This is a genomic window from Thalassotalea castellviae, from assembly GCF_031846185.1.
GTDB classification, from domain to species: Bacteria; Pseudomonadota; Gammaproteobacteria; order Enterobacterales; family Alteromonadaceae; genus Thalassotalea_H; species Thalassotalea_H castellviae.
This window is the reverse complement of the sequence record NZ_JAVRIF010000004.1, coordinates 80838-93919: the sequence shown is the minus strand read 5'-3', so window position 1 is coordinate 93919 and position 13082 is coordinate 80838. Positions and strand designations below refer to the sequence as shown.

Here is a 13082-nt window from a genome sequence, read left to right as displayed (position 1 = left end):
ATTCTTGCCGATAAATCCCTAAACTGTTGATAAATTTTTTATTGTCATGCACGTTTAAATACGTCTTATCAGCAGGTAGTTATAGTAAGTATGGACTCTTCGACTCCTTTTTATCAGCAATTAACCGCGCGCTTTTATGCTATTTTTAGCTTGTTTATATTTTCACTGACGTTAGCTTTATTGTTATTTCACTATCGTGATCAACAAGTTAATTTTTTGCTTCAAGAACAGCTACCTGGAGTTGAAAAAAGTTATCGTTCACAAGAAAAAAATATAAAAATCAACAACCTAATTTCTAACGTACGCCAAAGTGATAATGCAAAAAACTTCCTTAAAAATCATCAACATTATCTTGAGCAATTAAAAGAATTAAAAAAGCTTTCGACGAAAAAATCTCGTTTCATTGAGCAGGTGATTCTCAGTGAAACGGCTGAATTAGAAAATATTAAGCGACTCACAAATAATCATCAGCGCAATCAACTCTTAAAACAAAGTAGTGTAATACAATTACAACTAGTATTAGATGAGTTAAATAGTGAAATCGCTGATAATAAAGCTAAACAAGTCAAACTTTTACAGCAAATCAACCAAGATAACGTTGCCGATAAAGTTACGGTGTCTCGCGCCAAAGCTCATGCAAATTTAACCAACATCGTTAATTTATTACAGCAAACTTCTCTTGCGGTTAAAAATGTTGAAGTTTTATTTAGTCGTCTTGATTTACAGTATTCATTAGTAGATTTTAATTTTTATACGGATGAGTTATTACAAAGTCTAGACTTGTGGCAATCACAATTTCAAGCGATGGAGGAGTCAAAAGAATTATCGACACCTTTATTAACTGTGATGTTTAAATTAAATCAATTGCTCTTTGTTGAACAAAATGCCATTGCTAAGTGGCGAGGGCAGCTGAGGTTATCTCAAGAGTATTTTCAGCGATTAACAGAGCAACAAACTCAATGGCAGCAATTTAGTCCTGAGTTGCATTGGCCATCAACGACGATTAAACCTATACCTAGTTTTATTGATAAAGCATTGAACGATAAAATACGCTTAACGGATCAACAGTGGCAATTCGTTATTTTTACGAGTTTTGCTTTGTTAATTTTCCTGTTCGCAATTTTATTACTTCAGTTAAAAAATCGCATTAAACAGCAGGGTTTAGCGAGTATTGACTATATAAAGAATATTGCTACTGGCAACCAATCCGTTGCAAATGAATTGGTGACTAGAGAAGATAAGCAAATTGCTGAAATAGTGTTGAATACTGTGCATCCCCCTCATAGCGAAGCTGATTACCAAGTATTACTTGCTCAATTACGTTCGTTGGAGCAAGTTATTTTTGAGCATGCGCAATTGGCCTTTTATGTTTTAAATGAAGAAAAGAACGCTCATGCTAACGCGTTAGCTAAACAATTAATTTTCTCCGAACAAAGCAAACACAACAAACAAAACAAACAAGGCAAACAAAGCTGGCAACGAGCTTTTGCTTATTCATCATTGAAAATCCTTATAAAAACCGCGCGAATCGCTGAACGAGATAATGTGGTCGGGCAATGTGATGTTTATACTCGATTTAATCAATTACTCACGATAACAATTGTTCACCATAATGGTACGTGGCAAGGCACGGTAAGCAGTAATGCTCAACAGGCAAAACTTGTTGATGAACTTGAGCGATTGAAACAGCAACTTGCTATACAAGATGAGAAATATCAACACGAATTGCGCATTCATACGGATAAACTTGATAACATGTTGATCCGCACCATGCTACAAAGCCAGAGTGTTTCTATAGGATCGGGAGTTACTTCCCTGCAAGTTTATCGTCAATTAACGAGAATTTTACAATGGAATCGTCAATTACGAATAAACATCGAATTGCAACGAGATGAACAAAGAAAAACTTTAGTAGATGTAGATACTCGAAATGAATTAATGGCAATTTGTCAAAATGTCATGATTGAAGCGAATCAACAACGCAATACAGTGCAATTAGCCGTTGATAATCGGGTATTGTCGCGGGCAAAAGTCAACGTAAGTTTATTTCATCAAACCTTGGAAAGCTTGGCGAATTTATGCTTATTAGAGCAATTTAATGCTACCTTGCTATTGAATGCGGAAATCGCCGATAAAAACTCAGGTCAACAAATTATTCGCTTCACTTTTAATGTCCTTGTTCAAAAACCAAAAGCGACATTGCCTGAATTAATTGCCGCTTTGATTGAATATGAGGGACAAGAAAACACCATCCAAAAAGTACAATATTTACACACGTTGTTAACGGCATCGTATAGTAAAAATTTACAGGCGAATCCCACTGAGAAAGGCTTTCAGTTATCCGTTGATATGCCGATGGCTTTTGTTGAAAATGGCGCGAATAAAGATACTCATATTCGTGAAGTTGAGTTAACAGATACCGCATTGATTGTAGTTGGTGAACGGAATGCGTTTACGAAAAGTATCGAAACTCACGTTAAGACAGCGCAAGGACGAGTTGAAAGTATTGAACAAGTAGAACATTTAGTGAAACAATTAAATGTTAAACACCTTACTTCTAATAAAGTTAGTGCCGTTATTGTTACGGGGCAAGTTTTTAAAAATGAAGGCCATGTCATTACCCAGCATTTATCTACTTTGCCCAAACCTTTAACACCTAAGTTAATTGCGTTGCAGTCACCTTTTACTCATGCTTTACATCATGAAGGTTTATATGAAAAGGCTGACGCCCCTTGTGAAGTCAATGCTTTGATTAAATACTTGGCCGAATTTATTCAATCAAAACGTGTCGATAATTTAATCATCCCGGCTGAAATTTTCAATCAATACCGTTTCTGCTCTACACAGGTTGAAGTTTTGCTTGGTGTTGAATCGGTTGATAAATATCAATTTTTGTCGCGATTACTCCATTGGCTAGGTTTCCAAGTCCGGATTGTATGTCATGCAGATACTATGCTTGAACAATGGCAAACAGGTCGCTATCTGGTGTTGTTAACAGAGTTTAAGCATTCACCCTTTGTGCAAATGAAGGTAGGTAAAAATGTCAGTCGTGGTGTTTTTTCATTAGGCGAATCACCCTTGAAAAAAGCTACTAAAAAAGAGTTGCTTGTAACGAAATCTTGGTCTCAAGCACAGGTTAAAAATGTGTTAGATGTTCAGCAGTTAGTGAAATTATTTTTGCCTTGGTTAAAAGAAAAACAATTAGCGCTTTCAACCGAGCAGAAAACCAAAATAAGTAAAAAAGTTACTGCACACGTGACACGTCATAAAGCAACTAACCTACCGACAGCAAAGGATAAAAAAGTTGCTAATGATGCCGATATATCGCGTATCGATAATTTATTATCAGTAAAAGAAGGTGAAGTGGAGCAGGCGTTTGATTTAAATCTTTATGCTTTGAATCAAGGCTCACCAGAATTGGCTGTTTTTATGCTCGATGTGTATATGGCTGATATCAATGAAGCCATTGCCGAAATTTGCAAGGCAATAGATGATAAAGCATTCGAGAGTGCATTATTACATACTGCGGAAATAGAAAAAGTAACCACCATCCTGGCAGCAAAAAATCTCAATGAAAGCGCGAAAGCACTTACTCTAGCGTTAAATAAAAAAGCACTTCCTGAAGTAAATGCTAAACTGAAACTATTAACTCAACAATATCAAACGTTAACTGAGTTCGTGCAAAACATTTAGTGGTTTTTGATTATGAATACTGGTAAAAAAAATATCACGACAAGTCCTTGTGTTCGCAATTGTTGCTTGAATGAAAAAGATGTGTGTTTGGGGTGTTTTCGCCATATAAATGAAATAATAGGTTGGCAATCGTTTACCGAACAAGAAAAACTCACTATTTTGGTAAGCTGTACAAATAGGAAGATAGATCACGAAAGCCGTATGTCGTGATCATCGTGTAAATAATAAGAAATAATGTGGATTCGTTTTAATGGAAGCAGCGGTAAAAAATTTTTTCAATGATTATAGTAATTTAAACGTACTTGTCATTGATGATAATACCTTAGTGCACGACACAATGAAAAGAGCACTTTATGATATTGGTATTCGAGAAGTGCGATGTGCGCAAAATGCTTATTTTGGTATTAAATTATGCGGTGAAATGAAATTTCATGTCATTGTTTGTTCTTTTAATGTTGAAAGCGATAAAGACGGATTTCATCTATTGGAAGAGCTTAAATTTAAAGGCTATGTGACGAAAAGCACTGTGCTAATTTTTTTGAGTACGGAAACCAATGAATCTTTAGTTAATTCTATTATTGAGCTGCAACCTGATGACTTTTGGGTAAAGCCGCTCCAACCTAAAAAAGTACAAGATCGGCTAAAACAAACGCTAAAAATTAAAAATAAGTTGTTCAACTTATATCACTCTATTGATGCGCGTGAATTTTCTAAAGTGATTTATTATGCTGATCGGCATTTATTAAACAAAGAACTTGTTCCATTACATGCCAATATTCTTCGCATGAAAGGTGAAGCGCTGTTAAATTTACTTGAATTTAAAGAAGCCGAAGTATTTTTTAAAGGTTTATTAGCGACTTATAAACACGCATGGGTTTATATCGGCTATGTTAAATCATTACTTAAACAAGGTCGCATTGAAGAAATTCATGATATGTTAACCACTTTATCTAATAAGCCGGAAACACGTTTTGCAACACATGATATGCTTGCGCAATATCATATTGAACATGAAAAATATGATTTAGCTTATGAAGAAATTAGAAAAGCCGCCACCTTATCGCCCCGGAATATTGAGCGGAATAAAAAATCATGGGATTTAGCTCGATTAAACCATGATCATTATGGTCAATACGAAGCAACAAGAAATATTGCAAAAAATGCGAAAAACTCTATTCATGACTCACCTGAAATCATTTTAAATGTTATTCGTTCAGGCATCGATTTAGCTTGTACAATTACTGATGGCAGTGCGGAAGCTTTATTAAAACAGTCAGAAAATTACATTAAACAATTAGAGCGTGATTATGATGATGCTCATTTGTTTAAAGAGCAAATTACCGTGACCCGAGCAAGAATATTAAATGCGCAAGATGAAGCAGAAAAAGCTAAACGGTTAGTTGAGAATCAGGTTTCTATCCGCCCAACGGCTTTAATTGAAGATAACTTAGATAAAGTAAAAGTCTATCATGAGCTCGGCATGCGTGAAGAAGCAATGCTGTTATTAGAATCGATAAAAAATCAAATTTCAGGTGAGTCGCTTACCAGCCAGGTGGTGAATAAATATGTTGAGCAAGAAACACAAGAGCGAGCTGACATTCATTTTACTCCGAAACAGTTACACGATATGGCTGTGGAACATTATCAGAAAAAACGATATAAACCGGCATTAGAAGCCGTTATTCAAGCGATCCAACTTGCTCCTAGCAGTATTAAATTTTCGATTAGCTTACTTAAAATTCTTACTACCATGAAAGAAGAAGATAATCTTGAGGAGCAATATTTAGAATATGCCGATGCGGCGCTTACTTTATTTGACCAGTCAAGATTAGAAGGAAAAACGGCGGAAGCGGTTGAACAAGTTAAAGAAAAGTGGCTAAGTTTTTTTAGAAACTAATGCTATATATACGCTTTTTAGCAGGGTAATAATTTTATGCGTCTCTTGGTAAGCCTTTTTCTATAGAGCGTATTAATCGCCCTGACAGCCTTTCGTTTTCGGTGACAAAAGGGAGGTTTTTTTGCTGTGCTTGCTGCTTATGCTTTTGTTGTCTTAGCGCCCAGTTAATATGCTCAGCGACCATGACGGTAGCTGATGCTAGTTTGGCTTCTAGCGTACGGATAATTTCTGGGTGAAAATCTGCATTTCCAAGACCTACAGCAATATTTCGTTGCCAACATTCAAACCCTATTCGTCTAATCGCGGAGCCTTGGGTTTTCGCTAAAAAGGTTTCTTCATCCCATGAAAACAGGGCTAATAAATCAGTATTATCTAAATTTTGTCTTGGCTGAAAATCATCTTGAGTTGTAAGTTGAGCAAATTTATTCCAAGGGCAGATTAATTGACAATCATCACACCCATAAACTCTATTACCTATGGCTTTTCGGTATTGCTCTGGGATCGATTCACGTAGCTCAATTGTTAAATAAGAAATGCATTTACGCGCGTCAACAACATAAGGCTCGACAATCGCTTGTGTAGGACAAATTTTAATGCAGGAGACACAACTTCCACATTGGTTTTCGCTTTTTGTCGTTACCGGTAAAGGAATATCTACTAACAACTCGCCGAGAAAAAACCAAGACCCTGCTTGTTCATTAATCAGTAAAGAGTGTTTACCTACCCAACCTAATCCAGCTTTTTCAGCTAATGGGCGCTCAAGAATAGGAGCTGAATCGACAAAGGGACGGAAATTAAATTGTTGGCAATACTGTTCAATTTTTTCACCGAGTTGCTTCAAACGTTTTCTCATTAATTTATGATAATCACGTCCTAAGGCATAACGGCTAATATAGGCTTTGTTTTTATTTTTTAAAATTTGCGCAAATTTTGCGTCACTTGGTAAATAATCCATTCGGGCACTGACGACACGAATGGTATTGGGCACTAGCTCATCAGCTCTGGCACGCATTAAACCATGTTTGGCCATATAATCCATATCACCGTGATAATTCTTGGCTAACCAGGTTGTTAATGCTTTTTCATGGGAGGATAAATCGATATCACTAAAGCCCACTTGAGAAAAACCAAGTTCTTTTCCCCAAAGCTTGATTTTTTGCGTTAATTCTTGATAGTTGATAGTGGCAGCCGTCATCAATAGTGAGTGTAAAATGTTAGTGAAAACCTTGGCAGAAAGTTTACCACAAAGAGCGTATACCGCGACACAAGTACTAGAAAATGAAGCTGAAATATCGTTAAGCCAGCAGATTGCTTTGGTTGCTCTCATGGAAAGAGCGGGGCATGCGTGTTTTCGGTTTATGCATGAAAATTATCCGCATGTTAGTAAGATTTTCGTCCTCTGTGGTAAAGGAAATAATGGTGGTGATGGTTTTGTGATTGCTCGACTGGCCCAAGAGATGGGAATTCATGCGACTGTTTACTTAACTACAGATAAAGACAGTTTAGTGGCGGAGTCAAAAGCTGCGTTTGATCTGTTACTCAACACCAATGCGACTATTATTTTTCAAAGCGAACTTCAATTAACCACTCGGTTTTTACAAGAAAATGATTTTGATTTGGTTGTCGATGCTTTATTTGGGATAGGCTTTAAAGGAAAGTTACCTCCCCACTATATCGACATAATTCATGCCGTAAATGCTTATCAAGCAACCGTGATCAGTGTTGATATTCCATCGGGTGTTGATGCCACTACCGGCTATGTAGCAACAACGGCAATGATTGCCGACGTTACTGTCACTCTTATCGTCTGCAAACAAGGGCTATTCACAGGAATGGCTGCTCAATATGTTGGGCAATTATATTTAGCTGATTTAGAGATTGGACCACAGTTTCAACAAGCAGTAGATTCTTCAGTTGAGATACAAGGACAGAATAATATTCCAGAAAAACCACAACGACATGCCTCGTCTCATAAAGGAGATATTGGCTTGTTATTATCGGTGGGCGGTAATAAAGGAATGCCTGGGGCTATCCGACTATCAAGTGAGTCTGCACTTCGCTCAGGCGCGGCATTAGTTGCTGTTTGTTGTCATCAAGAGAATTATTCTATCGTGCTTAATGGCCGTCCTGAATTAATGTTGGCACCTGATGACAGCGATCAATTAATAAAGAGTCAGTTTTATCAAAAAGCCAAGGTGTTGTTATGTGGCCCTGGATTAGGAAAAAATACTTGGTCCGTCGCATTATTCAATCAAGTGATGGCAAGTAAAAAAAACTGTGTTATTGACGCTGACGCTTTGCATTTATTGGCGAAAAACTTTCAATACAAAGATGATTGGGTATTAACGCCGCACCCTGGAGAAGCTGCGGCGTTATTACAGTGCACTGTAGCCGATATTGAAAAAGATCGATTTAAAGCCGTTAGAAACATTTCGCAACAATATGGTGGTATTTGTATTTTAAAAGGGGCTGGTAGCTTAATTTCTGATGGAAAAACTGTTTGGATAAATACCAGTGGCAACTCTGGAATGGCTACTGGTGGCATGGGAGATGTTTTATCAGGTATAATCTCGGCGTTAATCATGCAATCATTAACTCCTGTAGATGCGGCACGCTTGGCAGTATTTATTCATGGTCGTTCTGCAGATATTATTGCAACTAAACAAGGAAAAATAGGTCTACTTGCAAGTGACTTATTTCCTGAGATTCAACTACTTATCAATTAAGGTACTTTTTCATTTTCATGAATAATAATCTAACCACTCACCGTTGTAGTTTTTCACTCGTTGATGAACAGGCAACCGTGGCTATGGGAAAACAAATCGCAAAAATTGTGAAAAGCGAACTTAATCAAGGGATTGTGGTCTATTTAAATGGTGATTTAGGCGCAGGAAAAACCACGATAACTCGTGGCTTTGTTCAAGGTATGGGGCATGTTGGCCATGTAAAAAGCCCTACTTATACCTTAGTTGAGCCCTACGATTTAGTAAACTGGCAAGTTTATCACTTTGATCTTTATCGACTTGCAGATCCTGAAGAACTAGAGTTTATGGGAATTCGTGATTATTTTAATGAAAATTGTTGTTGTTTCATTGAATGGCCAGAAAAAGGCAATGGTCTATTGGCTAATGCGGATATTACCATTAATATGGCCTATCAAGGTGAGCAAAGATTAGTTGAATTTCAATCGCATAATACGCTAGGTAAAAACCTGCTATTAGCGCTTGAACGTTCAAACATTGATTCGATTGAATAAGAGGTTAAACCAAATGACGCGTGGCGTTATAAGTCGATATTTAAGTACGTTAATTTTTCTTTACTTGGTTTTGGGAAAATCGATTTATGCTGCGCAAGCTAATAATAGTATTGATGGTATTCGTGTATGGCCAGCACCAGAAAACACCCGTTTAGTCTTTGATTTAAAGAAAACACCCGATTACAGTTACTTCAGCTTGTCAAACCCCCAACGCCTTGTGATTGACTTTCAAGCCACTCAAAATTTAGTCAATCTTCAAGCGCTTGCTAAAAATGATAAAAGAATTACCACCATTCGTACTTCTAAAGCCAAAAATAAAACCTCGACACGGTTAGTTTTAGAATTGCGGGATAAATATAACCTCAATGTTTTTCCACTCGCACCAGCAGGGCAATATGGTAATCGTTTAGTGATTGATTTATTTGATCAAGATCGTGTAACTCAAAGTGTTCAAACAGCTAAAAAAAATGATAAACGCGACATTGTTGTTGCCATAGTTGCCGGTCATGGTGGTGAAGACCCTGGCTCTATCGGTGCAAAAGGTACCTATGAAAAACATGTCACGTTGAACATTGCGAAAAAATTAGCGGCCTTAATCGATAAACAAAAAGGCTTAAAATCAGCGATGATCAGAACCGGTGATTATTATGTAAACCATAATCGCAAAACTACCTTAGCAAGAAAGCATAAAGCGGATTTATTAATTTCAATACACGCGGATGCTTTTACCTCATCAAAGCCGCATGGGGCATCGGTTTTAGTTCAGTCGACGAGACGGGCAAACTCTGAATTTACCCGTTGGATAGCAAATCGTCAGAAAGAGTCAGAGCTATTAGGCGGTGCAGGCGATACTATCAAAAAGACAAAAGACAAAAATTTAGCAATTACCTTAGCGGATATGAAAAAAGAATATACCATGGCGAGTAGTTACGAATTTGCCGAACATGTTATCTCGCAATTGAAAAAGGTAACTAAGCTTCATAAGAAAAAGCCAGAAGGTTTGAGTTTGGCGGTTTTAAAATCTTCAGATATTCCATCGGTGTTAATTGAAACGGGTTTTATTTCCAATCCTCGAGAAGAGAAAAACTTAAACTCTTCGGCACATCAACAAAAACTAGCCAACGCTATTTTTAATTCAGTCGATAATTATTTTGCTAACAATGCTCCCGACGGTACTTACTACGCGTCAGTTAGCTATAAAAAACATAAAGTTTCGCGCGGCGAGTCGCTTTCGGTAGTAGCGCATCGTTATAATGTGACGGTAGGTAAATTAAAGGCCGTCAATAATTTAAACTCTAATGTCGTTCGAATTGGACAAACATTGAAAATTCCTCGTGCAGACTAAGGTCTTATTAAGCTTGTTATGACCATTGAAATCCTCCCCGCTCAGCTTGCGAACCAAATTGCCGCAGGTGAAGTTGTTGAACGTCCCGCATCTGTTGTTAAAGAACTGGTTGAAAATAGTTTAGATGCTGGTGCAACTTCGATAAAAATTGATATCGAAAAAGGCGGTGCAAAACGTATTCGAATTAGTGATAACGGTAAAGGCATCGTTAAAGACGAATTAATTTTAGCTCTCAGTCGCCATGCAACGAGTAAAATTAAGAACCTTAATGATTTAGAAGGCATTAATTCATTAGGTTTTCGCGGTGAAGCATTAGCGAGTATTAGTTCAGTTGCACGATTAACGTTAACATCAAAACCACATGAGCAAGACAGTGCCTGGCAAGCGTGTGCACAAGGTCGAGATATGGATGTGGCAATTAATCCTGCCGCACATTCAGACGGCACAACCATAGATGTTTTGGATTTGTTTTTTAATACGCCAGCCCGACGAAAGTTTATGCGTACTGAAAAAACCGAATTTTCTCATATTGAAGAAGTGATTAAACGTATTGCGTTAGCACGGTTTGATGTCGCATTTACTTTAACTCATAACCAGAAAGTCGTTCGACAATATCGGTTAGCGACAACGGCAAGTCAGCAAGCAAAACGAGTAGCACAAGTTTGTGGTCAAGCCTTTATCGATAATGCCTTACAGGTTGATTGCCAGCACGATGGGTTAAGCTTAACCGGCTGGATTGCCAATCCACAATTCAATCGCAAGCAAAATGACTTGTGCTATAGCTATGTCAATGATCGTATGATGAGAGATAAACTGATAAATCATGCGATTCGTCAGTCCTATCATGACATGTTACCAGACAACACTTATCCCGCTTTTGTTTTATTTTTAACGCTTGATGTGCGTGATGTGGATGTTAATGTTCATCCGGCAAAGCACGAGGTGAGGTTTCATCAAGGAAGATATGTACATGATTTTATTTATTCTGTTTGTCATCAAGCTTTAATGAATGCACTGCAGCTCCCTCAATATGAACACGAAGGGACTGATGAGGCGGAAAACTGTCATGGATATCCGTTATCACAAAGTGCTGAGCAGCACGTCCCTCCCGTTGAATATTTGCATAATCAGCATAATGCAGCCGTCAATACTGCTAGTGAGCAAGTACAAGAGTATGTAAAACCATTAGCGTATCAAGGCAATGGCAATCGGCCATCATCTAATCAATACTCGTCTCATATAACATCGCCAGCAGCATATAAAGGGAAAGCGCAAAATCTTGAATTGGCCAGCCAAGCCTATCAGCGGTTAATGCAGCCTTTAGCTGAACAAGAGGCAAAAAACAGCGAACATCAAGATAACTCTGTTTTGCCGAAAATAGCTTTACAGTTTGTCGCACCAAGTTTTGCTCTTTATGTTGCAGAAGGAACACCTCGATTACTTTCGCTAGAAAAGCTAGCGGCGAGAATTAATTTACTGAATATTACTAAACAATGGCCTCAAGGATTAACAAGTCAGCCCTTGTTGTTACCCATTAAGTTGAACTTATCAAAAACGGAAATTGATTTTATTGAAAGTCATAACGACATGTTTAATGCCTTTGGTATGGTAATTCATCGACTTGGACAAAACGCTATTCAAATTAGACAATATCCGGCTATGCTTCGTGAAAAAGATGTCAGTCAAAGTTTTTCGTTGTTTATAAAGCATTTATTTATGGTGGATAAACAGGAATTAGCTTCTGTTGAAGTATGGCAGAATAGTTTTATCCAATTATTGACCTGTGAGTCGTTTGACGAAAATAGCCTACAAGCACTTTACCTTCAGCTTACTCATTTGTGCCCACAAACAATTAATCAAGAATTGGCCTTGAATTCAACAACAATCGACCTTACATCATCAATAGAAAAGTTGAAGTGATTAACTATGTCATCTTTAGAGAGTAACAAAGCGACAGAAATGGCCAAGCAACCACCGGTTATTTGTTTAATGGGCCCAACGGCATCTGGCAAAACAGCTTTAGCGTTTGAGCTTTTTGAACAGCTACCTTGCGACATTATTAGTGTTGATTCTGCGCTTGTTTATCGTGATATGGACATAGGTACGGCTAAGCCAACGACTGAGGAATTAGCAAAGTACCCGCATCGTTTAATTAATATTCGAGATGCGAGCGAAAGTTATTCAGCGGCTGACTTTTGTCAAGATGCGTTGAGAGAAATCGCTGAAATTAGAGCCAAAGGTCGTATTCCATTATTGGTTGGCGGCACTATGATGTACTTTAAAAGCTTAATTGAAGGTATATCGCCACTGCCACAAGCAGATAATGAGATCAGGAAAGGGATTGAGGCAGAAGCAAAGGCAGCGAGTTGGCATGCTGTTCATCAAACTTTAGCCGAGGTTGATCCTGAAGCTGGACAAAGAATTCACCCTAATGATCCGCAAAGAATCACTCGGGCGTTAGAAGTTTATCGAATAACTGGTAACACTTTGTCACAATTAACGGCGATAAAAGGTGAGAAACTCTTGGGTGATGTTTTACAATTCGCTATTGCACCAAAAGAGCGAAGTGTTTTACATGACCGCATTGCTTTACGATATGAACAAATGATTGCTCAAGGTTTTGAGCAAGAGGTCGTTAAACTAATAGCAAGGCAAGATTTACATGAAAATCTGCCTTCAATTCGTTGTGTAGGCTATCGTCAAATGTGGCAACATCTTCATGGTGAGTTTGATCATGATGAAATGATATTTAAAGGGATTTGTGCTACCAGACAATTAGCGAAAAGGCAGCTAACTTGGTTAAGAAATTGGCCAAATTTGCAATGGCTTAATATGGAAAGTAAAGATAATTTACAACAAATTTTGACAGCAGTAAGCAAACTTTAAACATT

9 protein-coding genes are annotated in these 13082 nt (G+C 37.7%); 8 read left to right on the top strand and 1 reads right to left on the bottom strand.

Annotated elements, in window-relative coordinates:
• Positions 1 to 90: 90 nt before the first annotated feature.
• The 3 genes from RM573_RS09190 to RM573_RS09180 are packed head-to-tail and all read left to right on the top strand — an operon-like array spanning position 91 to position 5590.
• On the top strand, positions 91 to 3693 hold the full coding sequence (locus RM573_RS09190; RefSeq protein WP_311580610.1) for a hypothetical protein: 3603 nt from the start codon (positions 91 to 93) through the stop codon (positions 3691 to 3693).
• Between the two features lie 12 nt (positions 3694 to 3705).
• Positions 3706 to 3903 carry a DUF1289 domain-containing protein gene (locus tag RM573_RS09185; protein WP_311580607.1) on the top strand — a complete coding sequence of 66 codons (198 nt, stop codon included), beginning with the start codon at positions 3706 to 3708 and terminating at the stop codon, positions 3901 to 3903.
• A 40-nt stretch (positions 3904 to 3943) separates the two neighbouring features.
• Positions 3944 to 5590: a response regulator gene (locus tag RM573_RS09180; protein ID WP_311580604.1), complete on the top strand. Its 1647-nt coding sequence runs from the start codon at positions 3944 to 3946 to the stop codon at positions 5588 to 5590.
• Positions 5591 to 5624: 34 nt separating this feature from the next.
• Here the strand turns inward: RM573_RS09180 and queG are convergent, their stop codons facing one another.
• Positions 5625 to 6785, bottom strand: coding sequence for a tRNA epoxyqueuosine(34) reductase QueG (queG, locus tag RM573_RS09175; protein WP_311580601.1), 1161 nt, complete (start codon positions 6783 to 6785; stop codon positions 5625 to 5627).
• Positions 6786 to 6801: 16 nt separating this feature from the next.
• Here queG and RM573_RS09170 point away from each other — a divergent pair, with 16 nt between their 5' ends.
• The 5 genes from RM573_RS09170 to miaA are packed head-to-tail and all read left to right on the top strand — an operon-like array spanning position 6802 to position 13077.
• A complete protein-coding gene (locus tag RM573_RS09170) occupies positions 6802 to 8316 on the top strand; it encodes an NAD(P)H-hydrate dehydratase (protein WP_311580598.1) in 1515 nt (504 codons plus the stop codon).
• A gap of 17 nt (positions 8317 to 8333) precedes the next feature.
• A complete protein-coding gene (gene tsaE / locus RM573_RS09165) occupies positions 8334 to 8846 on the top strand; it encodes a tRNA (adenosine(37)-N6)-threonylcarbamoyltransferase complex ATPase subunit type 1 TsaE (protein ID WP_311580595.1) in 513 nt (170 codons plus the stop codon).
• A 13-nt stretch (positions 8847 to 8859) separates the two neighbouring features.
• Positions 8860 to 10191 carry an N-acetylmuramoyl-L-alanine amidase gene (locus tag RM573_RS09160; protein ID WP_311580592.1) on the top strand — a complete coding sequence of 444 codons (1332 nt, stop codon included), beginning with the start codon at positions 8860 to 8862 and terminating at the stop codon, positions 10189 to 10191.
• A gap of 18 nt (positions 10192 to 10209) precedes the next feature.
• Positions 10210 to 12111, top strand: a complete 1902-nt coding sequence (mutL, locus tag RM573_RS09155) for a DNA mismatch repair endonuclease MutL (protein WP_311580589.1) — start codon at positions 10210 to 10212, stop codon at positions 12109 to 12111.
• Between the two features lie 39 nt (positions 12112 to 12150).
• Positions 12151 to 13077, top strand: coding sequence for a tRNA (adenosine(37)-N6)-dimethylallyltransferase MiaA (gene miaA, locus RM573_RS09150; protein ID WP_311581179.1), 927 nt, complete (start codon positions 12151 to 12153; stop codon positions 13075 to 13077).
• Positions 13078 to 13082 lie beyond the last annotated feature (5 nt).

What these genes read in the sequence shown, in the direction of transcription:
- queG (WP_311580601.1), bottom strand. Translation starts at nt 6,785, where the DNA reads ATGACGGCTGCCACTATCAACTATCAAGAATTAACGCAAAAAATCAAG.
- RM573_RS09190 (WP_311580610.1), top strand. Translation starts at nt 91, where the DNA reads ATGGACTCTTCGACTCCTTTTTATCAGCAATTAACCGCGCGCTTTTAT.
- miaA (WP_311581179.1), top strand. Translation starts at nt 12,151, where the DNA reads ATGGCCAAGCAACCACCGGTTATTTGTTTAATGGGCCCAACGGCATCT.
- mutL (WP_311580589.1), top strand. Translation starts at nt 10,210, where the DNA reads ATGACCATTGAAATCCTCCCCGCTCAGCTTGCGAACCAAATTGCCGCA.
- RM573_RS09160 (WP_311580592.1), top strand. Translation starts at nt 8,860, where the DNA reads ATGACGCGTGGCGTTATAAGTCGATATTTAAGTACGTTAATTTTTCTT.
- RM573_RS09180 (WP_311580604.1), top strand. Translation starts at nt 3,944, where the DNA reads ATGGAAGCAGCGGTAAAAAATTTTTTCAATGATTATAGTAATTTAAAC.
- RM573_RS09185 (WP_311580607.1), top strand. Translation starts at nt 3,706, where the DNA reads ATGAATACTGGTAAAAAAAATATCACGACAAGTCCTTGTGTTCGCAAT.
- RM573_RS09170 (WP_311580598.1), top strand. Translation starts at nt 6,802, where the DNA reads ATGTTAGTGAAAACCTTGGCAGAAAGTTTACCACAAAGAGCGTATACC.
- tsaE (WP_311580595.1), top strand. Translation starts at nt 8,334, where the DNA reads ATGAATAATAATCTAACCACTCACCGTTGTAGTTTTTCACTCGTTGAT.